Annotated in this window: 29 protein-coding genes; 13 read left to right on the forward strand and 16 right to left on the reverse strand. The window is 60.4% G+C overall.

From position 1 onward, the window contains the following. Positions 1 to 43: 43 nt before the first annotated feature. The 3 genes from ACK3SC_RS09090 to ACK3SC_RS09100 all read right to left on the reverse strand — a co-directional run bounded on the left by ACK3SC_RS09090 (position 44) and on the right by ACK3SC_RS09100 (position 1,948). Positions 44 to 730 (reverse strand): dolichyl-phosphate hexose transferase, encoded by a 687-nt coding sequence (locus ACK3SC_RS09090; protein ID WP_416839797.1) that lies wholly within the window; start codon positions 728 to 730, stop codon positions 44 to 46. Positions 731 to 788: 58 nt separating this feature from the next. Continuing rightward, positions 789 to 1,106, reverse strand: a complete 318-nt coding sequence (locus ACK3SC_RS09095; protein ID WP_416839798.1) for a hypothetical protein — start codon at positions 1,104 to 1,106, stop codon at positions 789 to 791. A gap of 86 nt (positions 1,107 to 1,192) precedes the next feature. Beyond that, positions 1,193 to 1,948, reverse strand: coding sequence for a ribonuclease H-like domain-containing protein (locus ACK3SC_RS09100; RefSeq protein WP_416839799.1), 756 nt, complete (start codon positions 1,946 to 1,948; stop codon positions 1,193 to 1,195). 88 nt (positions 1,949 to 2,036) lie between these two features. Between ACK3SC_RS09100 and ACK3SC_RS09105 the strand changes: the two genes are divergently transcribed. After that, positions 2,037 to 2,744 carry an SOS response-associated peptidase gene (locus ACK3SC_RS09105; protein ID WP_416839800.1) on the forward strand — a complete coding sequence of 236 codons (708 nt, stop codon included), beginning with the start codon at positions 2,037 to 2,039 and terminating at the stop codon, positions 2,742 to 2,744. 56 nt (positions 2,745 to 2,800) lie between these two features. On the opposite strand, the gene ACK3SC_RS09110 is transcribed toward ACK3SC_RS09105, so the two are convergent. Further along, the gene (locus ACK3SC_RS09110) at positions 2,801 to 3,292 is read right to left on the reverse strand and encodes a hypothetical protein (protein ID WP_416839801.1); all 492 of its coding nucleotides are present in this window, start codon (positions 3,290 to 3,292) and stop codon (positions 2,801 to 2,803) included. Positions 3,293 to 4,678: 1,386 nt separating this feature from the next. Here ACK3SC_RS09110 and ACK3SC_RS09115 point away from each other — a divergent pair. Both ACK3SC_RS09115 and ACK3SC_RS09120 read left to right on the forward strand, forming a co-directional pair. Beyond that, positions 4,679 to 5,125, forward strand: coding sequence for a DUF5805 domain-containing protein (locus tag ACK3SC_RS09115; protein WP_416839802.1), 447 nt, complete (start codon positions 4,679 to 4,681; stop codon positions 5,123 to 5,125). Continuing rightward, positions 5,115 to 6,164 carry a tyrosine-type recombinase/integrase gene (locus ACK3SC_RS09120; RefSeq protein WP_416839803.1) on the forward strand — a complete coding sequence of 350 codons (1,050 nt, stop codon included), beginning with the start codon at positions 5,115 to 5,117 and terminating at the stop codon, positions 6,162 to 6,164. The genes ACK3SC_RS09115 and ACK3SC_RS09120 overlap by 11 nt, the downstream gene beginning before the upstream one ends. A 141-nt stretch (positions 6,165 to 6,305) precedes the next feature. Here ACK3SC_RS09120 and ACK3SC_RS09125 read toward each other — a convergent pair whose 3' ends face one another. From ACK3SC_RS09125 to ACK3SC_RS09140, 4 genes are all read right to left on the reverse strand, one after another. Further along, complete coding sequence (locus ACK3SC_RS09125) at positions 6,306 to 6,740, reverse strand: hypothetical protein (protein WP_416839804.1); 435 nt, start codon at positions 6,738 to 6,740, stop codon at positions 6,306 to 6,308. Positions 6,741 to 6,831: 91 nt separating this feature from the next. Next, the gene (locus ACK3SC_RS09130; RefSeq protein WP_416839805.1) at positions 6,832 to 7,728 is read right to left on the reverse strand and encodes a hypothetical protein; all 897 of its coding nucleotides are present in this window, start codon (positions 7,726 to 7,728) and stop codon (positions 6,832 to 6,834) included. A gap of 108 nt (positions 7,729 to 7,836) precedes the next feature. Beyond that, positions 7,837 to 9,915 (reverse strand): hypothetical protein, encoded by a 2,079-nt coding sequence (locus tag ACK3SC_RS09135; RefSeq protein WP_416839806.1) that lies wholly within the window; start codon positions 9,913 to 9,915, stop codon positions 7,837 to 7,839. Positions 9,916 to 10,047: 132 nt separating this feature from the next. Then, positions 10,048 to 10,881 (reverse strand): MBL fold metallo-hydrolase, encoded by an 834-nt coding sequence (locus tag ACK3SC_RS09140; RefSeq protein WP_416839807.1) that lies wholly within the window; start codon positions 10,879 to 10,881, stop codon positions 10,048 to 10,050. Positions 10,882 to 11,066: 185 nt separating this feature from the next. Between ACK3SC_RS09140 and ACK3SC_RS09145 the strand changes: the two genes are divergently transcribed. Together ACK3SC_RS09145 and ACK3SC_RS09150 are read left to right on the forward strand one after the other, a co-directional pair. Next, a complete protein-coding gene (locus ACK3SC_RS09145; protein ID WP_416839808.1) occupies positions 11,067 to 11,189 on the forward strand; it encodes a hypothetical protein in 123 nt (40 codons plus the stop codon). A 147-nt stretch (positions 11,190 to 11,336) separates the two neighbouring features. Then, on the forward strand, positions 11,337 to 11,798 hold the full coding sequence (locus ACK3SC_RS09150; protein ID WP_416839809.1) for a TIGR00725 family protein: 462 nt from the start codon (positions 11,337 to 11,339) through the stop codon (positions 11,796 to 11,798). Positions 11,799 to 11,864: 66 nt separating this feature from the next. On the opposite strand, the gene ACK3SC_RS09155 is transcribed toward ACK3SC_RS09150, so the two are convergent. The 3 genes from ACK3SC_RS09155 to dph2 form a co-directional block, all read right to left on the reverse strand. After that, on the reverse strand, positions 11,865 to 13,433 hold the full coding sequence (locus tag ACK3SC_RS09155) for a hypothetical protein (RefSeq protein ID WP_416839810.1): 1,569 nt from the start codon (positions 13,431 to 13,433) through the stop codon (positions 11,865 to 11,867). 80 nt (positions 13,434 to 13,513) lie between these two features. Then, the gene (locus tag ACK3SC_RS09160) at positions 13,514 to 14,077 is read right to left on the reverse strand and encodes a hypothetical protein (protein ID WP_416839811.1); all 564 of its coding nucleotides are present in this window, start codon (positions 14,075 to 14,077) and stop codon (positions 13,514 to 13,516) included. A gap of 119 nt (positions 14,078 to 14,196) precedes the next feature. Beyond that, complete coding sequence (gene dph2, locus ACK3SC_RS09165; RefSeq protein ID WP_416839812.1) at positions 14,197 to 15,231, reverse strand: diphthamide biosynthesis enzyme Dph2; 1,035 nt, start codon at positions 15,229 to 15,231, stop codon at positions 14,197 to 14,199. A 291-nt stretch (positions 15,232 to 15,522) separates the two neighbouring features. Here dph2 and ACK3SC_RS09170 point away from each other — a divergent pair, with 291 nt between their 5' ends. The 4 genes from ACK3SC_RS09170 to ACK3SC_RS09185 all read left to right on the forward strand — a co-directional run bounded on the left by ACK3SC_RS09170 (position 15,523) and on the right by ACK3SC_RS09185 (position 17,981). Continuing rightward, a complete protein-coding gene (locus tag ACK3SC_RS09170; protein ID WP_416839813.1) occupies positions 15,523 to 16,176 on the forward strand; it encodes an alpha/beta hydrolase in 654 nt (217 codons plus the stop codon). A 79-nt stretch (positions 16,177 to 16,255) separates the two neighbouring features. Beyond that, positions 16,256 to 16,630 (forward strand): YlbF family regulator, encoded by a 375-nt coding sequence (locus tag ACK3SC_RS09175; protein WP_416839814.1) that lies wholly within the window; start codon positions 16,256 to 16,258, stop codon positions 16,628 to 16,630. Positions 16,631 to 16,734: 104 nt separating this feature from the next. Further along, positions 16,735 to 17,331, forward strand: coding sequence for a CDP-4-keto-6-deoxy-D-glucose-3-dehydrase (locus ACK3SC_RS09180; protein WP_416839815.1), 597 nt, complete (start codon positions 16,735 to 16,737; stop codon positions 17,329 to 17,331). Between the two features lie 26 nt (positions 17,332 to 17,357). After that, entirely contained in the window at positions 17,358 to 17,981 is a 624-nt protein-coding gene (locus ACK3SC_RS09185; protein WP_416839816.1) for an RAD55 family ATPase, read from the forward strand. A gap of 34 nt (positions 17,982 to 18,015) precedes the next feature. Here ACK3SC_RS09185 and ACK3SC_RS09190 read toward each other — a convergent pair whose 3' ends face one another. Together ACK3SC_RS09190 and ACK3SC_RS09195 are read right to left on the reverse strand one after the other, a co-directional pair. Then, positions 18,016 to 18,282, reverse strand: a complete 267-nt coding sequence (locus tag ACK3SC_RS09190) for a hypothetical protein (protein WP_416839817.1) — start codon at positions 18,280 to 18,282, stop codon at positions 18,016 to 18,018. A gap of 75 nt (positions 18,283 to 18,357) precedes the next feature. Then, a complete protein-coding gene (locus ACK3SC_RS09195) occupies positions 18,358 to 19,296 on the reverse strand; it encodes an FKBP-type peptidyl-prolyl cis-trans isomerase (RefSeq protein ID WP_416839818.1) in 939 nt (312 codons plus the stop codon). 153 nt (positions 19,297 to 19,449) lie between these two features. Here ACK3SC_RS09195 and ACK3SC_RS09200 point away from each other — a divergent pair, with 153 nt between their 5' ends. Genes ACK3SC_RS09200 through ACK3SC_RS09215 form a run of 4 tightly spaced genes read left to right on the forward strand, consistent with a single transcriptional unit; the run spans position 19,450 to position 22,280 of the window. Continuing rightward, positions 19,450 to 19,890, forward strand: a complete 441-nt coding sequence (locus ACK3SC_RS09200) for a hypothetical protein (protein ID WP_416839819.1) — start codon at positions 19,450 to 19,452, stop codon at positions 19,888 to 19,890. Position 19,891: 1 nt separating this feature from the next. Then, the gene (locus ACK3SC_RS09205; protein WP_416839820.1) at positions 19,892 to 20,602 is read left to right on the forward strand and encodes a hypothetical protein; all 711 of its coding nucleotides are present in this window, start codon (positions 19,892 to 19,894) and stop codon (positions 20,600 to 20,602) included. Continuing rightward, positions 20,599 to 21,984 (forward strand): hypothetical protein, encoded by a 1,386-nt coding sequence (locus ACK3SC_RS09210; RefSeq protein ID WP_416839821.1) that lies wholly within the window; start codon positions 20,599 to 20,601, stop codon positions 21,982 to 21,984. Before ACK3SC_RS09205 ends, ACK3SC_RS09210 begins: the two co-directional genes overlap by 4 nt. Beyond that, positions 21,981 to 22,280 carry a hypothetical protein gene (locus ACK3SC_RS09215; protein ID WP_416839822.1) on the forward strand — a complete coding sequence of 100 codons (300 nt, stop codon included), beginning with the start codon at positions 21,981 to 21,983 and terminating at the stop codon, positions 22,278 to 22,280. The genes ACK3SC_RS09210 and ACK3SC_RS09215 overlap by 4 nt, the downstream gene beginning before the upstream one ends. A 78-nt stretch (positions 22,281 to 22,358) precedes the next feature. On the opposite strand, the gene ACK3SC_RS09220 is transcribed toward ACK3SC_RS09215, so the two are convergent. Genes ACK3SC_RS09220 through ACK3SC_RS09230 form a run of 3 tightly spaced genes read right to left on the reverse strand, consistent with a single transcriptional unit; the run spans position 22,359 to position 23,119 of the window. After that, positions 22,359 to 22,577: a hypothetical protein gene (locus tag ACK3SC_RS09220; protein ID WP_416839823.1), complete on the reverse strand. Its 219-nt coding sequence runs from the start codon at positions 22,575 to 22,577 to the stop codon at positions 22,359 to 22,361. Positions 22,578 to 22,628: 51 nt separating this feature from the next. Then, entirely contained in the window at positions 22,629 to 22,862 is a 234-nt protein-coding gene (locus ACK3SC_RS09225; protein ID WP_416839824.1) for a hypothetical protein, read from the reverse strand. Continuing rightward, the gene (locus ACK3SC_RS09230; protein WP_416839825.1) at positions 22,859 to 23,119 is read right to left on the reverse strand and encodes a cytochrome C oxidase subunit IV family protein; all 261 of its coding nucleotides are present in this window, start codon (positions 23,117 to 23,119) and stop codon (positions 22,859 to 22,861) included. Before ACK3SC_RS09230 ends, ACK3SC_RS09225 begins: the two co-directional genes overlap by 4 nt. Positions 23,120 to 23,129: the final 10 nt, after the last annotated feature.

Consider the following 23,129-nt stretch of genomic DNA (forward strand, 5'->3'; position numbering starts at 1 on the left):
TTTGCACGACCGCCTAACCGGTGTGCGACGAACCGGCGCGAGGTCAGAATCGAAGTCGCTCTTCGAGCGTCACCTTCACGATGGATTTCGCGATGGCCGCACCACCCGCGAAGGGGTCGAGTTTGGTCTCGCCTGCCCGCTCGCGGTACGGAATCGGCACTTCAGCGATTTTGTACCCGCGCATCGTGGGTCGAATGAGGAGTTCTGCCGAGAGACCCGTGTTTTCGGTCCAGTCGATGTCGTGGAGCACGGAGCGTCGGTACGCTCGCATTCCAGTCGTGGTGTCGTGAACCGTCACTCCCATGAGGAAACTGGCGATGCGAGCGAACGCGACGTTTCCGAGGCGGTTGAGTCGCGGCATCGTCTCGGCACCCGTCGAGATTCGGTCACCCGAGACGACGTCGTACCCGTCGTTGATGAGGTCGAGAAACTTCGGGAGATACTCCATCGGATAGGTGTCGTCACAGTCTGTCGTGACGATGACGGGGCGGTCGGGAGCGAGCACTGCTGCCTCGACGGCGACGCCGTATCCCTGTGGTTCTTGTTCGATGACGCGTGCGCCCATCTTCCGGGCAATCGCTGGCGTTCGGTCGTCAGACCCATCGACGCAGATGACTTCTGCGCGCCCGTCGGTGATGCGGTCGATGTCGGCCAACACAGACCCAATCGCCTGTTCTTCGTTGTACGTCCCCATCACCACGGCGACGTCGTCGAACGTGTAGGCACTCATTGGGCGAGATTACCTCTTCCCCGACTTGAATTTTTAGGTTTGCCAAAAACAGCGACGTTCAGCTCAGTCCGCGCGTGTCCGGCTGGTCTTCGAGTTGCTTCGCCTCGTCGATGAGGAACTCCATGAGACGGGTTGCAGCGTCTTCGACATCTTCGAGTTCGTCGTCCGATTGCCCGCTGACACGGACAGACAGTTCGTAGAGGCCGAGTTCGACGTGCGGGACCGTTTCGTCGCCGTTATCAAACTCCTCGTTCGTTCCGCCATCCGCAGCACGTTCGCCCTCGCCGGTGGCACCGTCTTCGCCATCAGCCGGTTCGGTACCGTCTTCGACATCGGTCGTCTCGCCGGCTTCCTCGGCGTCGGGGTCCTCAGTCATGTGCGGCGGGAAACACCCGGAGAGCAAAAAGGCGGTGTTTCGCTCGTGTCCCAGTTGCGTGAAAGGACCAGCGAGTCAGAGACGTCTCAGACGAACGTCGTGTCGAGACCAGCGCACGCTCGGTCGTGCAGACGGCCAGTGATGGTTTCCATCAGTCGTTCGAGATTGACCGTGTCTTCACGATTGTACGAGACGAGCGTCTCGAGCGCATCGTCGTCGCCGCGTTCGTACTCACGCCAGAGACGGACCGCGTCACGGCCGGAGATGTCTGGTCGGTCTCGGTCGATGCCGACGTCCTTTTCTATCTGTTTCAGCCCGCCCGTCAAATCGAGTGTCTTGCAGGGATACATCAGGTCGACGTGCGGAACGTCGATGTCGATGTCGAACGAGGTTTCGAGGAACGGCACGTCGAATCGCGCGCCGTTGAACGTGGCGATGAGTTTCGCATCGGCGAACTGCTCGGAGAGCGCGTCGACAGTGAGCGTGTCACCCTGAACGAGCGTCGTCGTCTCGCCGTCTCGATAGAAGGAGACAGTCGTAACGTCGTCGCGCTCGGCAGAAAGCCCCGTGGTCTCGATATCGAAAAAGCACGTGTCGTCGCGGAAGTTTTCGTAGAGTCGCCAGCGCTCACTCGATGGGAACGAGTCGTCGAAGAAGTACGAATTCCCGTCGTCGAGGTGTGCTGTCGCCTCGGCGATGTACGACTCGATTCGGTCTGCAGTCTTCCCGCCGACGAGCGACGCGTCGAACTCGTCCCAGTGTGTGACCCCCGCTTTCCAGAGGTTTCGCTCCGTTCGCTCACCCACGCCTCGGACGGGGATGAAACTGTTCTCGATTCGCATATACCATATCGGGGGAGTGGTGTCACCCTAAAAGCGTCGTCGTCGGGTCGCCGGGGGCGTTTTAGCCACACCGAACGTATGCTGCACTATGTGTGGTCGCTATAGCCTGTTCACACCCTCTGAGGACCTTCGGGAGCGATTCGGCGCCGAGCCGACACGGCCACTCGAAGCTCGGTACAACTGTGCGCCCGGACAGGAACTACCGGTCGTCACGAACGAAGCGCCTGACGAGTTTCGGTTCCTGAAGTGGGGCCTCGTTCCCTCGTGGGCCGACGACCCGAAGGTCGGAAACGACCGTATCAACGCGCGCGCGGAGACAGTCGACCAAAAGCGCAGTTTCGCAGACGCCTACGAAGTACGGCGGTGTCTCGTTCCAGCCGACGGGTTTTACGAGTGGACGAAGACAGCCAGCGGGTCGAAACAACCGTATCGCGTGGCCTTCGAAGACGACCGACCGTTCGCGATGGCCGGCCTCTGGGAGCGATGGATGCCCTCGACGAAACAGACCGGACTCGGTGACTTCGGGAGTCGCGGCCCCTCCCGCGAGCAGGAACCACTGGAGACCTTTACCATCATCACGACCGAGCCGAACGACCTCATCTCCGAGTTACACAACCGAATGGCAGTCGTCCTCGCCCCCGACGAAGAAGAGCTGTGGCTCCACGGCGAACCGAGTGAAGTGAAATCGCTCCTCGACCCGTATCCCGACGAGGGGTTGACCGCGTATCCGGTATCGAGGCGGGTGAATAGCCCAGCGAACGACGGGCCGGACCTCGTCGAACCCGTAAAAAGCTAAGCGGAGTTCGAGAAGAGAATCCGCTTCGGAACAGACGACTCTTCCGTCGTACTCGTTCAGCGAATCGCAGGCCAGGTCGCCCACGCTACCAACCCAAGCCCCGTACAGAACACGCCAGCAGCCACTGCCAGGCTTGGCCCGAACGCATCGCCACCGAAGACAGCGACGCCCGTCACGCCGACCACTGACGGTCCGAAGAAGAATACGGTCCCTCCGAGTTCCACCCACTTGCTCCGCACAGATTCACGATCGAGATTCGTCGTCGTCGAATATCGTCGTACTAGCCAAAGTCCGAACGTCAGCATGCCGGCCGAAACGAGTGCCACGAACAGGCCACCCAAAATGAGGGTGAAGTGGAACACCGCAGCGTCTGCCGTGGCATGTCCTTCGGCCTGTTGCGCGAAGACCAGGTGTATCGCACTGAAAGATATCACCCCGAGGTGACTGGCTGCGAGTGCACCAACGCCCCCGATTGCACCGATTGCACTCAACGCTCGTCCTACCGACGCCCCGATTCCCCGGTACTCACCAACGTCACCGTCGCTCATCGATACGAAATACCAATCAACCTAACTGATAAATTTTCACGGGTACGACCTTGTGGACAGCGATTCTCCGACCACTCGATTCTCAGAGATTCAGGGGAAATGAGTTGGGTGATTGGGTATAGCGACATGCAATATATGAGTTGTCGCTCGAACTATCCTAACCACAGCACACACAGGCGCTACCCCTGAAATAGCACACTTCAGCGGCATTAGTCGGTGAACCGAGGGTCGGCTAAAGAGTTTCATCTACTCTCACCGGGGCCATTCCCCACCACTCCTCGCTACCGAGGCAGGGATGTATTCGAACTGAGTTGGGAAGCAACGTCCATCTCTCGACGGTGAGTGGAGTTAGACGGAGATCGAGTGAACCGAGAAGTGAGACGGCAGACTCTACCACAGAGGACCGCCGTGCAGTATTACATCGACATGAGAGCGTAATTGGTGGTTGCTGCGTATGCTGATTCCCGCCGTTGAGATGCATAGTGCAGCACATTCGACGGAGGGGGCAGATTCCACGGAGAGATGCCTCTGAGCGCAAGTGAGCGTCATCTGAGTAGAATATGTGTCGACCCAGGAGACAGCAGTGAAACCGGCTGAGAGCACTCTCTGTCCCGCCTTCTCGTTAGTATCTGAACCATCGTCTATTTGCAAAATTCGCGTAGTTTTGACGGTCGGGTATACATCGAATCGGGCGTCTGGTCGTGCACAATTAAGACAATTCAAACGTCGTGTACGACGCCCAAAGACTCACTTAAATTACCGGGATACACTTTTGAAATCATCAGTTCGTTTCGATGTTTGTTTAGATACCATTCACCTGTAATAATCCACATATATTTCGAAGTGGATTATTAGGAAAATAGTGTGAGTAGACGCAAGTTAATTTCGTCTACTATTTGATGTTAGTCGTACCAAACTTTATTATAAAATAAAGATGGATGGTTCCAGTGTTGATCCTAACTGACGAAAGGCAGTAAAGGGGAGAGAATGAATCTAATTATATAATAATTCAGAAATTTTGTCTCCGGAATAACGAACCCCGTGGACGAGCGTCTTCCACCCTCAACTCCAAGGGTTGAAGCATAAAGAACTACCATCTAATAATTGGAGAGTGTCCCATATTTGGTATTCCTCTGGCAGAATTTAGTCGGATAGAACAGGACAGAATTTTGGGTCCGTCATAGATCGGCGTGAGACGCACGAAATCGACCAGTAGGAGAGAAAATACATATCCTGAATACTGATAGCAAATAGCCGATTTCAAGATAGCATATTTCCACATAAGCCAAAATATTCGTCTAAAATCCACCTTCACAAGTTCAAATAAGATACCTTATTCCAGATAGTGCCGGTAGATTGAATATCACCCCCCGAGTCGAACCGTCCATGAGCGACGAGGGCGACCGGGCGACAGTTCTCACCTACGTTCCGGCCCACCAAAAGCAGATCTGGAAGGACCACGCCGACCGTCTCGATATGAGCCAGAGTGAATTTGTCAGAACGATGGTACAGGCTGGTCGGACCAATTTCGACGTTCCTGAGAGGGGCGATGAGACGGCTACAACCCCCGGGGTTGGCGGGGGGAAAACAGGGCTCCAGACCGAGGGTTCAAATCGGGGTGAAGAAGGTGAAAATAACGACGAACTCGTCAGCCAAATTTTCGATGCGCTCGAGGCCGATTCTCACCTTTCGTGGGACGAGCTTGTATCCGCACTAACTGACGACATCGAGGACCGTCTCGAATCTGCGCTTCAGGACCTCCAGTCAGCGGGACGAGTCGTGTACAGTGGACGCCATGGCGGCTACACTGTCGCGGAGGACGATGGCCGCTGAACAACCGACCGACGTCGACGACCCAGTCGGGTACTTCCTCCAGGATATGACCTATCACGGAAAGACCGACCGAACGCGAACGGCCTACGAGCGAGTGCTCCGTGCGTTCGAAGCGTTCCTCGGTGACCCCTCTCGAAATCCGACGGGTGCTGCGATATCGATCGACGACGCGAGTCATCGCGACTGTATGGCGTGGATTCACACGCTCAGAAACCGTGCCGTCGCATCCAGTACCATCGCCACGTACGCCTCCTACCTCCACCGATTTTACGCGTACATGGCACAAGTCGGCGTCTTCGAGTCGAATCCGATGAGCCTCGTGATGGAGGAGATGGACGAAAAAATCGATACGAGTCCGGCGCGGAGGGAGGTTTCGGTCCCACAGATGCGGGGGTTCGTCCGCGAGATACGCCATCCGCTGGACCATGCACTCGTCGTGACACTCCTCAAGACGGGGATGCGTGTCGGTGAACTCTGTAATCTCGACGTACGGGACGTTTCGCTCTCTGTGGAACCACCGGTAGACGGCGTCTCGACTCGCGCTGCCCTCGATGGCCGCGGGCCCTCGATATACGTTGCATCGGATCCGAGTGTCGGAACGGTTTCGAATGGGGAAGAACGAACGGCGTCGAACAAACGAAAACGCTCGACTGTCGTCCCTGTCGACGAAGAGTTAGAGACTGTACTCCTTCGCTGGCTTGCGATTCGGCCGGATTCAGAATCACCCGCTGAACCGCTCTTCGTCGGGACGGCGTCGGGATGGGGAACCCGGTTGTCGCCCGACGCAGTCCACCACATCGTCACCTCGCATGCCGCTGATTCCGGGTGGTACCGCAGGGGTGGCGACCGCGAAGAGAACGTTACACCCCACTACTTCAGGCACTTCTTTACCACACATCTCCGTGACCGAACCGGTGACCGTGGCATCGTCAAGTATCTCCGAGGGGACGTCGCCGGCGACATCATCGACACCTACACGCACAATTGGGGGGATAGAGTGCGTGAAACGTACGAATCGAATATTTATTCACTTCTATGAATTGTGAATAGAGTGTCTGATGTGCGACACATGAATTGTATGTCGCTATATCCAATCGATTGGGGATGTTCCGACTCCTTGCGAAACTCAGGTTGCGTCAACTGTTGTATGGATTCGCGTGACGAGATGCGAACTTACCGTCTATAGTGGGTGTTCAGGTAGTTTCTCCCATGAACTGTCCTGTCTGTTTCGTCGAAGGAGAATCGACTCAACGTCGTCGCTCACGATATCGAGTCCCAAAAGTACGTCCGACCGGTCATAGCGACCCTCACCACACGCCGCAGATGCGTATGTGAAAGACAGGTCAGCGTGAGCGGTTCCGTCCGCGTCTACGTCGGTGATTTTTGCGACGTCTACGTTCTTCACGGCTCCGGGAACGTCAACTCGCAACATGACGTCGTAGTCAGACTGCGAGATTTCGTCAATGTTCGAATCTCCACTCTCGACGTTCGCACAGTGGACGACGCTCTTCGCGAACGGGGCTTCGATGACGGCCTCTTTGAACAGCGTACACCCTGCCAACCCATGGGTGAGCACACACCCCATCGTTCCGAGAACCTGGCGGCGAGAAACCATATACAACCGACAGAAAATCAGTATTTAATAGTTTGCCATGGAGAACAGAAGAGAGGCGGGTACTGACGAAACCACGCGACAGTGGGGTCTCTCAGACCCGGAGTTCGGTCTCTACCTCAGCCCCGGCGACGATTTCTTTGACTGCTTCGGCGGCCTCAGTCGCCTCGGCGACGTTCTCCATCAGCACAGTCTCGCTGGGGAAGAGGTTCTCACCGAGGACGAGACCGTAGTCTCGTGCGGTCGACCCGGTCATCGTGAGATAGACGCCGAGGCCAGTTTCGGCGATTGACGCTTCTTCTTCGGGGCCTTCGTCGGGGTAGACGAACGAAACGTCGTCGAGGCAGCGAGTTCCGAGCACTGCTTCGACGAGGCGTTCGTACCGGGGTGAGATACAGAGGTCACCGGTGTAGTCGGCGACGAAATCACGGTCGAGACTCGACTTCGGCGGCAGAATCTCGGGGTCGGCCATGAGCGTGTGATAGACCGTATCGCCGAGGCCGGAGACGACCCGAACGTCGGTGTCCATCGGGTCGATCCGAGCGTTGATGTCGGCGATGCTCCCGAGTCCATCGCGTTCGAGGGTGACGACCTCTTCGAGCACGAGGTCTGCGCTGTCGAATCCGAGGCCGAACTCGTGCGTTCGGAGGGCACGGAACGGCTCTTCGCGCCCGACGAGATGAATGTCCACAGTGTCGTATTCGAAGACCACACTGTCGAAGACGATTCGTCGCGGCATCCCATCCCGGTCGTCACGCAACAGCGTGAACTCCGGAGAGGTGTCGTCAGCGAGGTCGCTGTACGCTGCGAGTCGTTCGTACACGTCTCGTTCCGGCTGGCGATGGCCTTTCGTAACGGCTTTCTCGAACCTGAGGGTCGAGGTGATTTCATCCGCCACCTCGGCGATGTTCTCGGTCGTGGCAAACCGTTCGAGCACCGCTTCGAGGGGGCGACCCTTCCGCGGAACGGCGACGCGCACCGTCTCTGTCATCATCGGATGGTCGGGATGGCCCGCTAAACAGGTTGCGCTTCGGGAAAACGTCCCTGCGAGAGAATACGAGACGAGCGTCCGAGAGACGAATGGACGCGTGTCGAGTGATTACTCGTCGGTTCCGTCGCCAGCGTCGCCGGCACCGCCACCGAATCCGCTTCCGAACGCGCCCGCGAGTCGCTCACGGAACTCTTCGACTTCGTCGACCGCTTCGTTCAGTTCGTCGATGTCGTCTTGGATGGCCGCAACGTCGTCTTCCACGTCTGCGAGGACATCCACGCGGTCCTGGACGGTAGACAGTCGCGAGTCGAGTTCATCTTGCGCGTCGACGATGTCTGCGTCGAGTGACGCGATATCTTCTCGAATCTCGCCGATTTCGGCGTCGAGGTTCGAAGCCATCTCCTTCGTCTCGGTGGTGTCGTGTTCGACGCTGTCGAGACGGCCGGCCGTCTCGTCGAGTCGGCCCGTGAGTTGGTCGAGGGTCTCGTGAATCGAACCGAGTTCGTTCGCCCGTTCTTCGAGCGTCTCTTCGACCGAATCGAGGCGATTCGACCCCGCATCGATGTTTCGCGTGGCCGTGTCGATTTTGTCCTCGTGGTCGTCGAGGCGGCCGTCGTGGGCGTCCAGACGACTATCGTGGTCTCCCAGCCGTCCATCGTACTCGTCCACCCTGCCCTCGACGGTTTCGACTCTCGATTCGACCGTCGTGCTTCGGTCGTCGACAGCGGCGAGCGTCTCTTCGGCAGCGTCGAGGCGCGATGCGGTATCGTCTGCCGACTCGACTGCGTCGTCGACCATCGTGTCGAGCGCTTCGATATCGTCACGGAAGGCAGCCATCTCGTCGCGGAACTCCTCGACGAGTTCTTGACCCGTCCCTTCTTCGTCGATGAACGCTGCGAGCGCATCGGAGTACGCCGAGAGGTCTTCGACTTGTGACTGGAGGCGTTGGATGCGAACGTCGGTGCTCCGGCGGGCCTCGACTTCGACGGCCTCTCGAACCACAGCGAGGTCATCGTCGTCTGCGTCACCCTCGCGAATCTCGGTGGCGAGCGCAGCGACGAGTCCACCCTCCGCCTCGACGGCGACGGTGGTGTGCGTGTCACCATCGGTGTCGTCGTCGGATGCGACAGCGACAGATTCCTCGGCGTCCGACTCGTCGGTCTCACCCGCTACATCGACCGAAGACGTGTCTTCGGAGTCGATGTCTTCGTCGACAGCGACGTCGTCTGATTCGGATTCGGCGTCTTCGTCGACCACGTCCGCGTTGTCATCGTCGACCACGTCCGCGTTGTCATCGTCGACCACGTCGTCGTCTTCGTGAACGGAGACTGCAGCGGTTGTCTCGGCATCCACCTCGCGTGGGGTGGCGTTCTCATCCGCTTCAGCAGCGTCAGCGTCTTCTGCCTCGTCGGTCACGCCGTCGTCGTCGTCGGTGAGAATCTCCGCACCGGTCGAATGGTGGTCGTCGTCTTCTTCGGCAGCACCGAGTGCAACCGCCTGTTCGTCTTCTGTCTCTTCGTCTTCTACGTCTTCGTCTGTGGTCGCTTCGTCTCCGTCTTCGACCACTTCGGCATCGTCATCGGCGTCGACAGCGTCGTCATCTGCGTCGACATCGTCGTCCGCTTCTTCTTCGCCGATGGAATCGAACGCCGCTGCGAGGTCCTCGTCGGATGGTTCGCCGTCGAAGGAGGAACCGCTGGCAGCACCGTGGTCAGTCTCGTCGTCGTCATCGACCGGTTCGCGTTTTCCGGAGAGAACGTCGCGGACGAGTTGACTTCGGTCTTCACCGAGGATGTCGTCGATATCGTCCGGGTCGATACCGCCGTCGACGGGGATGCGTTCGAGCGTCGGTTCTTCGAGAAAGTCCGTTCGTTCGTGGCCGTCGGTCAGTCGAATTCCGTAGACAGTGACGACTTCTTCGTCGGGGTCGAGCGTTCGTTCGTACTCGACGCGGTGGTCTTTGTACGCAGTCCAGTTCTCGCTGTCGTAGTCGGGGTGGAACCCGACGCTCTCCATCGAGAACGACTCGGGAATTCGGTCGATGATTCGGACTCGCGTCACGTCGTCGCGAGTCGAGGAGATGACGAACTTGATGGCCGGAACGGGAAATTCATCGGCGGCGAAGGTCTTCTCGACTGTGACCTCACCATCGGAAACAGAGAGTACCTCTTCGGGCTCGTGGCTCATAGCCCGCATTTCCCCCACAGACATTATAAAACAACCGGGGAGATTCATCCGACTACAGCGCGGGCTATCGATTCCATACGTTAGTGTTCGAGAGTATCTGTGCGTGCGAACCGTCGGTCGCGGTGACAGCGATTACAGGTCGACTCGGTCACCAATCTCGACGAGTTCGAGCGACTGCGGCGCAGCGAAACTCTTGGCGTGGTGATGGAGAACCTTCGGGTCTGCGGTCATCCCCTTCCACATGTCCCAGTGCGAGGGGAGCAGTCGGTCGAGGTTCAAGTCGCTCGCGGCCTCGATAATCTGGTTTTCGTCGTTGTACCACTTCGTCCGGACCGGTTCGCCCGTCTCTTTGTCGTCGATGTTGCCGACGGTTCCGAACGCGAGAATCCCGAGGTCGATATCGTATCGCTCGCCGATATCGGTGAACTCCGTTGCTGGTTTGGTGTCGCCACCGTGGAAGATGGTGCCCGACTCGTGTTCGAAGACGTACGACACCGGATGCGTCGCGTCTGGGTCGTAGGCAGGTTCGACGTGGACGATGAACTCTCCGATTTCGACGGTGTCGCCTTCAGAGACTTCTTCGAACTGGTCGTCCGAGAGGTCGTAGTCGTCGAACCACGCTTCGTCGTCGTACGCGACAGAAAGCGAGTCGTCGGGGCCGACGAACGTCGCGCCCGTGGTTTCGAGGATGGGTGCCTGACTCGGGCCGTGGACGTGGTCGGTGTGTTCGTGCGTGGCGAGAACTGCGTCCGCCTCCGTCACGTCTTCGGGGTCGAACGGGATGGGAACCATCCGAATCGTTCGCGGTGGCGACCCGATTCCGACGTAGGGGTCGATGAACACAGTCGTCCCTTCGCTTCCTTTGAGTACGAATCCGTTACAACCGAGATACCAGATGGCCACCGTCTCGGGGTCGGCCGCTTCGACCGCCCGCGGAAGCCAGTCGCTCCAGTCACTGCGCGTCATATACACGACTCCTCTCGCCGGGGGACTAAGCGTTGCGCTCTCGGCTAGTTCGACGACGCCTCGCTCTACGGCCACTCGCGGTGAGTAGAATATGCATACGTCTCGATACTGTGAAACGTGGTATTGGGAATATAAGGACATCCCTCCGAGAAGCTATTTACCACTGTGTCACGTTACTCTATGACATGCTAACATCTCACAAGAAAACGGCAGATTTCAGTGCGATGGTCCGAACGATGCGTGCATGCAGTTCGTGGGAACCCGTCTCTCCGTACGACGATACCGTCCGCCAAGCCGACGCTTTCTGACGAGTTTTTGCCATCGGTTTCGGTATTCTCTCCCGATTCGTCCATCCGCTTTATGCGCCCCGGTGAGGTACTGACCAACATGTCTAGAAGAATACCTGACGGACCACACCAACAACACCAGTGTGTCCACGACAGAGAGGGGCGTCCATGCGAGTGAGCGTCGTCGGTGGGAGCGTCGTTCCCGACCCGGTCGAAGCAATCGCGGAGGACGTTGGCCGTCTTCTCGCTCAGCGCGGGCACACTGTCGTCTGTGGCGGGTTGGGCGGAGTCATGGAAGCGGCCTGTCGAGGAGCGAAAGACGCGGGCGGGACGACGATTGGCATCCTCCCCGGAGAGGACAGAAGCGAGGCAAACCAGTACGTCGATATCTGTCTCGTCACCGGACTCGGCCACGCGAGAAACGCGCTCGTGGTGATGAACGCAGACGCAGTCGTCGCCATCGACGGGTCGGGCGGGACGCTCTCAGAGATCGGCTTCGGAAACGTGTTCGACCGGCCAATCGCCGGCATCAGAACGCCCTCACTCAGCGGCCTCGAACGATTCCGCTCGTGTAAGACGCCGGAAGATGCGGTCCAATTCATCGAAGAAGAGTCGAAGAACACGGCCTGAGCGAACGGAAATAGAAGTTTCCGGTCGATATCGATACCAAGAGCGCGGGTGAGAGCGAGAGCGTCGTCAGTCGAGTTCTCGTTCGACGCTGTCGCGGAGGACATCGTCGACGACGGTTTCGCGGAAGTCGTCCCAGTCGGTCGTCTTCGACCACAGTTTCGCCGAATCGGTCGGTTCGAGGGTATCACGGCCTGTCTCTCGCTGCCGTATTCTGACGTATCCGTTCGCGAGGAGTGCTTCGACGGCAACGTCGATACGCGGGCGGAGTGCGTTGGAGAGTCGTTTCTCGAACGCGTCCCCGTTCTCCCCGTTGCGAGCGACGTCGACGCAGAACGTCTCGAACGACGACCACGTCTCGTCGTCGCGAGCACCGGCGACGATACCGTGATGTTCGGCACGTTCGCGGAGGTTCGCAGTGACCGCTCGCCGGGTTCGGGGGCGTGACCGTGGTGGCCCAGTGGTCAAGACGTGCAAAACGAGTGCTTCGAGGTCACCGAGCGGTGAGAGCGAGTGTCCATCGAGAGAAAGCGACGTCTCTCCGCGCGCGACACCGACGTTCCGAAGTTCGTCGAGGCGGTCAGCCGCCTCGTCCGCACTGTCTGTGAGAGTTTCCATGGCGTCGGAAACCGGTGCGTACCCATCTGCGAGCGCTGTTCGCGTGTCGATGTACGCATCGAGGTGCGTTTCGAATCTGGCCATCGCCTCGAACAGTGCAATCGTCGCGTCGTCTTCGAACTTTCCGAACCGGGCTTCGCAACTCTCTCGGAACCGAGCGAGCAGCGCTCTGGGGTCGTCTTCGACGGGAGAGAGGAGCACCGTTTCGGCGTCGAGCCACGAATCGATAGCATCGAGCACTGCAGTGGGGTCGCGCGTGTCGGCGGGGTCTGGTTGGGGTTGGTCGCCGTCGACGATATCGGCGAGTTGCTCGCGGGCCCGGCCAACGTACGCGGACATCGTGTCCAGCGTGGAGTCGTCTCTCGTGTAGGATGGCCGGCGTCGAGAACCGCGAGTGTCGCCCCTCGCGTCTGCGAGCGCATCTCGGAGGTCAGCCAGCGCGATTCGAAGTGGACGGGCGACTGCCGTCGCGACTGAGCCGTTCGCGACAGTTTCGAATTCGTCGACTGCAGCGCGAGCAGTTTCGACATCCGAGACGACGGTCCGAAGGTCGGCGAGTGCGGCCAAGTCGAGGCGCTCGTCTGCCGGAACAGTGATGAGTGTAATCGCGTCGTGGTCGGCGGCACCGTCGTCGACGAGAGCGGTCCGGGCCGCGTAGAACGCGGCGGCGACCTGCGGCGGCGCACTGGTGAGGTTCACTTCCACGCGGCCGTCTGCCACCGACTCACGTAAGAGGTCGGTCGTCGCGGCGTACAACTCCGCAAACGGTGCGTCGAACGGAAGTCTCGCTTCGTCGGGAGCGAAACCGAGGTGAGACGCGAACGTCGTCGAAACTGTTCGGGCTACTCGTGCGCGCGTCCGCATCTTCCCAGCGGCGCACTCGTCCGGGTCGCGACCCTGCTCGGGGTCAGCCTCGTCACGGACCAGACGAACCCGGTCGGCGTCGAACTCACCGGTTTCGAGCGGGGTGACGACCCGCTGGACGTCGTGTCCCAGGACGGAGAGGTGGGTCGTCTGCATCTCTCTGACTCATTCGCCACCGGTACCCTGAATGTTGTGGTGAATGGTGTTGGAAGGTTGTCACAAAATGGCGTGCTGACTCAGGACCACGACCGGTAGACGTTCCGCCCGACGACGCCCAGACCGATGGTATCGACGACGAACAGGACGAGGCCGCCGATGAGGGGGATAACAGAAAAGGTAGCAGCGATGAGCGCGCCAATCACGAGTGAGAGACCGAGGGACTGCCGGCTATCCGAGAGCAGACGTGTGACGGTCGACCCGAGGAAGACCGTTGCAATCGCGCCTCCGGCCACTGAGAGCACGATGAACAGCAGGAACCCCGGAATCGCGACGATGAGTCCGATGACGGTTATCGCGAGAACGATGAGAGCGATGAGGCCGCCGATGCCGACGAGCAGCCCCCAGAGGAACGAACCACCGGGGTCGTCACGTATCTCTGCGAGTGTCTCTCGGGTGTACGTTGGCAGCGCGGCGACGAGGACACCGCCCACGAGAATGTCGATGGCGAAACTCAGCCCGGCACGGAATATCGGAGAGATTTGCGACGCTGATTCGTAGCTTTGTGCAGACGCGACGCCCGCGAGTGCGACCAAACCGAGGAGTCCGAGACTCGCGGAGAGGGATTTTCGTTGGAGGGCCACACTGCGTCGTCTACACTCATCCTGTATAGATATTTTGGCAGACAGGTCTGTGACGAGAGAAACGGAGACGAGAGCCGGTTTGGACGCCCGGCGGCGTTAGAAGAAAGCCGAGAATCGCCTCACCACGTGCCGTGGAAGGTGTCGAACTTGAGGGAGTCGAGTGGTTCGTCGCCGACAGCGATGCGGTACTCTTGGGGGGTGAGCATCGGCTTGTGGAACCGCGGGCCGTCGTCGGTCGTGATACGCGGGCATCCGGTGTTGACGAACGCGTCCATCGCGAAGTTTCTGAGCCGATCGGGCGTCACCTCGTCCATCGTGATGAGGTAGGCGTTCTCGTTGTCTTCGAGAATCTTCTCGGCGATTTCCATGCGTCCCTGTCCAATCTTCGTACAGAAGATGACGCCCCACTTCTCGGCGTCCATCGCCTTGTGGACCGAGGCGTAGCGCTGTTTCATGAACTTCCGCGTGTCTGCGAGCGTGACGACGTTGTTGACTGGGTCGGCGATGACGACGTTCTTCTCGGGGTGTTCCATCGCGAGGCCGAGTGGGTGGAACTTCCCGCCACCGACGTAGAGCACGTCGTCCGCCGGGATGTCTGCAGAGGCGTAGTTGCAACCGAGCACCTGCCCTTCGTAGGTGAGTCGGTCGTCGCCCTTGCGGGTCTGGACGGTGTAGCCACGCTCTTCGAGCCAATCACACATGTCGTCGAAGCGGTTCATGTGCTGGGCGGTGGTGACGAGACCAACTTCGTCGCCCTCGATTTTCTCGAGCGACTCTTCCATGATGGGGAAGGGGTCCACGTTCGAGAACAGCGGGACGTAGATAATCTTGTCCGATTCCTTCATCGGCGAGTGACCGAAGTGGACGAACACGTCGGTCCGACGCATGAGGTAGGTGTCGAGGTCACACGCCCCGTAACATGGCTGGCCCGAGAGCATGAACGTCACGTCGTCGTCACAGCGCTGTCGCAGGTCGTCTGCGACGGCCGGGCCGCGGCGCTTGAGGCCTTCGGGGAACTGGAGGCCGACGCGCTTTGCGTCGCGTTCTTCGATTGCGTCGATAATTCGTTCGAGTTCGTAGTCCCACTCCCGGTCGTGTTTGAGCGACATCCCGGTGTTCCGAAGGTCTCCCTCCGAAGAGGCGTCCTGACTCATTGGCCCTCCCTTACCGATGAAGAGGTATAACGGCGGCGCTTCCCTCCGAACGGGCGTCACACACCCACATACGACCAATTCCGCTGTGGGACACACTCCACACCGAGTCGAGAAATCGAGGCACTCAGGTGTGTCGTGTAGCTGTCCACCCACACCGGACCGCTGCGTCACCTGTGGCTCTCGGCCGCTTCTGCAATTTCATCGACACCACGAGACGCGACTGACACATTTGGACCCGGTTACCCTGCCGTCACTCGGGGATTCAAGAACGCTCACGGCTTAGCGGCAGCCATGACAGACATCCCGCTCGAACACGTTCACGTCGAGCCATCTGAACCCGTCGAGGGACCGGCCCCAGCCGTCGTCGTCCTGCACGGACGCGGGTCGAACGAACAGGACCTGCTCCAGCTCACACGACAGTTCCCGGACCATCTGCACGTCGTGAGTCTTCGTGCACCGGACCGACTCCAAGGCGGGTTCACGTGGTACGAACTCGACCTGTCGGCCGGTGGGTTACACAAGAGCCAGCCGCACACAGCACAGTTCGAACGCTCTCGCGAACTCGTCCGTGAGTCCATTTCGGGAGCAATAACCGAGTACAATCTCGACCCGGAGCGAATCGGCCTACTGGGATTCAGTCAGGGAGCGATTACGAGTCTCTCGTTGCTCGTCGAAGACCCAGACGACTACGCGTGGGTCGTCGCTCTCCACGGCTATCTCGCTGAAGAACACTCGTCGGTCGAACCCGATGGTCTCGCAGGAAAACCCGTCTTCGTCGCCGCCGGGTCGATGGACCAGATTATCCCGTCGTTCCGTGCGGAACAGGCCGCCGAACGACTCGAATCGCTCGGTGCGAATGTGACCGCACAGGTGTACGACGCGCCCCACGGCGTCTCCCCCGACGAGTTGGCTGCCGTCGTCTCGTTCGTCGAGACGCACGCCTGAGTCTGACGCCCAACCAACGCCTTCCCCCAGTACGTCCCCCTTCGGCAGCTTGAAAGTGTTCGACCCCTAACGCGCGGTTATGAGCACGCAGACGACGCGGCTCGAAGAACTCGGCCGTGAACTGGGCGAAGCAATCGCCGCGCATCCGAAGTACGAACAGTACGAGGAAGCGAAGGCGGCGGTGGAAGCCGACGACGAGGCACAGGAGCTCATCGCCGAGTTCAGCCAACTGCGCGAGGAGTTCAACGTGGCCCGCCAAATGGGCGAGGCGACGCAAGAAGGCCTCCAGAAGGTGCAGGCCGCACAGGACGAACTCCACTCCCTGCCAGTGATGGAAGCGTACCTCCTCGCACAGGCCGAGATGGTCGGCGAGTTAGAGAAGGTCAACGAAGCCATCTCCGAACCACTCGCCGTCGACTTCGGCGGCGAGGCCGGTGGCTGCTGTAACGACTAGGCCGGCAGTCTACTGGTTTCTCTGCGGGTCGGCTATCGGCGTATTTTCTCTGCGGGTCGGCTCTCGCCGTAGATTCATATACCAACACGGGACCAGCCAGTGCTATGTTGGCAATCGCAGGCGGGAAGGGCGGGAGTGGGAAGACGACGACGACACTCGGACTAGCACGTGCGTTCGAGGGGGACGTTCTCGCCGTCGATGCGGACAGAGACATGCCAAACTTGCACGCGATGGCCGGTGTCGAGCGGAGTGACGACGACCAAAGTGAACCCAGACAACATCCGGACGACGCGTCGGTAGCAGTTCTCTCGCCGCCAGCACCTATCGACGACGACACCTTCGAACGGTGGCTTCGAACAGTCGCAGCCGACCCTCGACAGTCGGTGGTCGACTGTCCCGCAGGCGCTGGTCCCGATGCCGTGACACCGCTCCGGGTTGCCGACGCCGTCGTCGTCGTCACGCAACTGTGTGCACCTGCGCTGCGCGACGCGGCAAAGACGGCAGCGATGGCCCGCGCACTCGGGACGCCAGTCGTCGGCGGAGTGGTCGCCCGCGCCCGCATCGCTCCCGACGCAGTCGGTGACCTCGTCGGTGCACCGATTCTCGGGACGGTTCCCAACGAGTCCTCGCCCGTCCTCGCCCAGCCGACAGTTCGTGCCGCATACAGTAGGATTGCCGACACAATCGGCCTGAAGACATAATATGGTTGACCTTCATAGTATTGTGTATGTCTCGGCTGGCAACAGGTATCGATGTGCTCGACCGTCAACTCGGCGGTGGCATCCCTGCGGGGAGTGTCGTCCTCCTCGCAGCAGACCCTGCAAGCCAGTCAGAGCTGTTCTTGAACGAACTGACGACGACGCGCGGAACGCTCTGGATTACGACGCTCCGCTCGGAGGTTGCGGTCCAGGACTCACTGGAGCGCTGTCTCACGCGGACCGGGAATCCAACTATCCGCGACGTCGGAGGCGACGCCCCACTCGATACGGCGAACAAACTCGTCCGCGACTTGCCCGAAGGCGCGAACCTCATCATCGACATCGTGGACATCTTGGAGCGAAACGAGGTGCCACGCTACCGGAAGTTCCTCAACGGCCTCCAGACGCACATGGTCAACACGCGTGGTCTCACCATCCTCCACGGATTGAAAGGAGAGTCGGTCCCAGTGAACCGCGACCTGACCGAACACATGGCCGACGTCGTGTTCGACCTCTCGACGGAAATCGATGGGTCGGAGATAGAGAACCGACTTGCGGTTCCGAAGTTCCGCGGCGGGCGAGCGCTCGACGAAACCATCAAACTCAGACTCGCAGACCAGGTTACGGTCGACACCAGTCGCGACATCGCCTGAGCGGGTCGTCGTCGCAGACGAAACGGTCGGTCGGTTAGAATGCGAAGAATCCGAACGTACCGAGTGTAACGGCCGCGATGACCGCCATCCACGCGCGGGTCGAGAGCGCCGCACCACGAGAGAACACGTAGGCGAAGTACGGAACGAGTGGTGAGAGACGGTAGACGAACGACACGTCGGCGCCAACACCGTATTCGAGCGCCAGCGTCAGTCCGACGGTACACGCTCCTGCAAGCAGCGCGACGTACAGGTCCGTCCGGTCACGAAAGTCCATCGTCTCCGCAGCATCTGACGAAGCCATTGCTACGAAGCGGTCGGAAGGCGAGAATCAAGAAGCCGCCGATTCACGATACGGCGAAGCGGCGGAGTCGCTCGCTTACTCTTCGTCTGCGTCTGCGTCGAGTTCCGCAGCGAGTTCTTCGGCGTCGATGTCGACGTCCTCGATTGCCTCTTCGATGTCAGCGCCGCCTGCGCCGCCCATCATGCCGCCGAGGCCGCCCATGCCGCCCATGCCGCCCTCGATGGTCTCCTGAACGATGACGCGGTCGATGTCCAGCCGCTGCATGATGTCCTGCGCAATCTGCTGCTTGGAGAACATCCACTGCTGGTTCATCGTCATCTGCGGCGTCGCCTCGATGTAGAGCGTGTCCTTCTCGACGGTGACCGTCTCGGTCTCAGGCTCTGCGTCTTCGTCGTCGTCGTCGTCGGACTCAACGACCTGCTCTTCTTCGACTTCGTCCGTCTGGACCCAGACCTCGGGTGCCTGCTGGAGGTACATGCCGAGGAGGCCAGCTGCCTGTTCTTCGCGGTCGTCGACGATGTCGAGGATTTCGTACTCGTATTCGAGGTCCTTGCCCGCGAGCGGGTGGTTGAAGTTGACGCGAGCGCGGCCGCCGATGATGGTCTCGAGTCGACCCTGCTCGCCGTCGATCTGGACCTGCGCACCGGGGTAGCGGTCGTCTTCGCCGATCTTGTTGGCGCTGACCGTGCGCACGTCGTCGTCGTCGTACTCGCCGAACGCGTCGGCGGCCGCGATTTCGACGGTCCCTTCGTCACCGACTTCCGCACCCGTCAGGGCCTCGTCGACGTCGGGGAAGACGTGGCCTGCACCGACGATGACGACGCGAGGCTCGAATTCGTAGCCTTCGACGTCGATTTCGGCCTCTTCGGCCACTTCTTTACTCGTGGTGTCGACGACGTCGCCGTCTTCGACTGTTCGAACCGTGTACGCGAGGCGGACGAAGTCGCCGTCCTGGATACCAGACTCGGCTTCTTCATCGACCTGCTCGGCCTCCGCCTGCTGTTCGTCGCTCATACACGCTACGTGATTCGTGTGACCCTTAAGAATCACGTTTCGCGGTTGATAGTCGTCGCACCGAAATTTTCGGCCACAGGGGGCCGAAATGACCCGCCAGCGGCGAATCTTTTATATAATTATCACGAATTACAATAATAGAGGTTTGTTCACATGGCACAGACCGGCCTATTCATCGGGTTCGTCGTCGGAGTCGTCCTCTTGGCACTCATCGTGACACTCACAGGTCGCGGCGGGAGGAGTTACTCAGTCGAGACGCTACCAGACAAGACCTCGACTCGAAACCGTGTCGAAGAATGGTCGAAAGACCCGACGGTTCTCTCGGTCGTGTTCGTCGTCGCGGCACTCGGATTCGGCCTGGTCACCGTGCTGTTCATGGGATACGGCGGACTCTCGGAATCAGCCATCCAGACCGCAGGCGTCGCGCTCGTCGTCGCGACGCTCGTCGTCGTCGTCTCCTATCTCTTCTACGGGTCGTACTACGCGGCCCGCAGTCGAGGACTCGCACGGTCACAAGCCGTCCTCGTCGGGTCGTGGGTTATCGGGATGCTCTTCGTCGTCTCCGTCACACTCCACCTCCTCGGCATCCTCTGAGATGAGTACGCAGTACGCACCTCTCACAGACACGCTTCGAGTGCCTGTCGTCCGGTGGTTGCTGATTCTCAGCGTCGCCGAAGCGGCCGCACTCGCCGTGTACCTGCTGTTCACACCAGTTCACGTCGACAGTCTGCGCTACGTTCTCTATCCGTTCATCTGGATAAACGTCGGCATCGCTGCCGTTCTCGTGACGACACCGTCCACGCCTAGTCGACGCCTTCGCCTCTTCGCGGGCGTCATCGCGGTAGCGTACTTTCTCGTTCTTGCCACCCTCGCCGGACTCATCTCCGTGAACGTCAGCGCGCTCGTGGGCAGTGGCGGACACATGCATGCGGCCGGCGGCCATCCGACCGGGTTCCAGTTCTCACTCGCGGCACCGGGATGGGGGCCACGACTCGGATACGCCAGCGACGCGTTCTCCGTGGTGTTCATTCCCTACCGAGTCATCGGATTTCTGGCGCTCTCGTATCTCATCTACGCCGCGCTCGTCGAAACCGCTCGGACGGCCCTCTCGGGAACACTCGGTGTCATCTCGTGCGTTGGCTGTACGTTCTCGCTCGCCGCCGGGTTCTCTGCCGGTCTCGCCGGCGGAACCGGATTTCTGAGCGCACTGCGCGTCCTCTCTGTCGACTTCTCGACAGTCGTCTTCGTTGCAGCCGTCGTGCTCCTCGTCTACCGACCGTCTGCGGACGGAGTGGCCGAGTCATGACGCACCGGTCCCGTCTTCGACGACTCTCGGTTCTGTTCGGAACGCTCGCCGTCTGGATTGCCATCGGCGCGCAACCAGTGCTCGCCCACGCTGGCTCGCTCGGCGGGTCACTTCGCTCCGTCCCTGCACCGTTCTGGTTAGTCGTCGTCTCGGGCGGTGGCATCGTCGGCGCGTCGTTCCTCATCTCGTCGTTCGTCACCGACGACGAGACGCTCGGCGCATTCGCCCGGTGGCGCGTCGCAATCGACTCCTCGGTCGGACTCCTCGGGACGGGACTTCGAATCGCTGGTGTGGTCGGGTTGCTCGTGGTCATCGGTATCTCACTGTTCGGCCCATCGGTCGCCGTCGCGAACTTCGGCGTCCTCCTCGTCTGGGTCGGGTGGTGGGCTGGGTTCACGATGGTGACGTACCTCGTCGTCGACCTGTGGCCCGTCGTGAATCCGTTTCGGACGCTCGCGGGACGCTTCAGAACAGTCAGCACCCGAACCGCGCGGAACCTTCCACAGCGGGTTGGGTCGTGGCCGAGTGTCGTCGGACTGCTCGGTCTCGTCTGGCTGGAAGTCGTCAGTCCACTCGCGGCGAGTCCCCGTGCGCTCGCCGCAGTCGTCGTCGGATACAGCATCGTCACCGTCACAGGCGCGGTCGTCTACGGCGACGACTGGTTCGAACACGTCGACCCGGTTTCCCGAGTGTTTCGACTGTACGGCCTTCTCGCACCAATACAGCGAACCGACGACGGCGTGTCAGTCTGTTTCCCCGGGTCGGCGCTCGCGCGCGTCCGGACCGCGTTCGACACCGACGACGTGGCGTTCGTCATCGCGCTCCTCTGGGTGACGACGTTCGACGGCCTCGTCGCCACCGTCGCGTGGAACGCAGTGCTCGACGCCACGGCACCGGTTCCCTCGTGGGGTGTGAACCTGCTCGGTATCCTCGGCGGCTTCGTCGTCTTCTTCGTGGTCTACCAGCGGGCGGCCACTGTCGCACGACGAACCGCCGACACGTACGTCACGGGGTCGTTCATCGCAGGGTGGTTCGCACCCTCGCTCGTCCCAATCGCCGCCGGGTATCACCTCGCGCACTTCGCAGGGTACGTCATCGGCCTCGCACCCGCACTGCTGACGGTCGCGATGGACCCGCTTTCGCCGCCAGCCCCCATCCCAGTGCTCGGAATTCCGGACTGGTTCGGCGGCGTCCAACTCGCGTTCGTCGTGCTCGGTCACCTCCTCTCGGTCTGGGTGGCCCACACGCGGTCGTTCGACGTTTTCCCCGGGCGACTCCAACCGCTCCGCAGTCAGTATCCGTTCGTCGTCGTCACCATCTGCTACACGGCGTCGAGTCTGTGGGTCGTCGCGCAACCGACCATCGGAGGTGTCGCAGGATGAACGCAGGCGAACAGTCGGTGGCACCGCTCGTGACCCCCGAGACAGACGTTGCACCCGGTGAGAATCCGGCCGCGACGTGTCCGTACTGTGAACGGCCGTTCAAACAGCAACGACGCCGCGACTTGCACATCGGCGCGCAGCACGACGAGGCGACGGCCGGCGAACTGCGTGCGTACGAGTCGGCGCGAGAAGCAGAGTCAGACGAACTCTTCACGTATCATCTGAAAGTCGCCGGCGCGCTCGGGGCCGTCTACGCGATGCTATTTTTACTCGCAGTCGCCGGATTCAGCCTCTAAGATACTGGGTGTTCCGGGCGTCCGTCACGCATACTGGGTGTCTTCCACGGAGAACGGATGCTGTTCACGCCCGCGTGGTCACGCGTGGTCGTGGTCGCTGTCGCCCCCGTGTTCTGGGTCAGGATGGGGAATTCGCATGATGGTAACCGTGATGATTCCGACGCCGACGAGGGTGACTGCTCCCCCACCGACGACGAACGTATCGGCCGCACCGACTGCCTCCGCTGCGAGGAGAATCAAGAGGCCAAGGACCACGATGGCGAACGACACCGCGAGTGCGAAGGAGTTCCCATTCATGTCCCTTGATAACACCCCACCCATCAAGAATGTATGCACCGGGGGCCGGGGTCAGGCCGCGTTGTCGCCACGTGTCGCCGCGACGACGACCAACACGAAGACGGCGACCGCGAGGACGAGACCGGGGCCGACGATGAGCGGGTCGGTGAGGTTACCGGGGGCGACCCGCGTCATCATGACCGTCACGCCGACGCCGATTGGCACCGAAAACAACAGGGCGTAGGCCACTGCGGTGAGCGTCGAGTGGTCGCTCGTGGCTGTGGAGGAGGATCCTGCCACAGTCACAGGAGCGAGTACGACGCGGCCATCGTGAGTGCGAGCGCGGCCAGGAGGCCGATGCTGATGAGATACGTCAGCGAGCGTGGTTCCCACCTGAGGTGCTGGAAGTACGCCGCGACCAGTACGGCCTTGGCCACCGACAGGACGATGATGATTCCGAAGGCAGTCCAGTAGTCGAGTCCCGCGAACTCGACGAGCACCTGAATCGTCGCCGAGACGAACAGGACAACGTAAATCGCCGTATAGAATTTTGTTGATGTCATTGGTGGAACC

It is taken from the genome of Haloferax sp. DFSO52 (assembly GCF_048158745.1).
Lineage (GTDB): Archaea > Halobacteriota > Halobacteria > Halobacteriales > Haloferacaceae > Haloferax.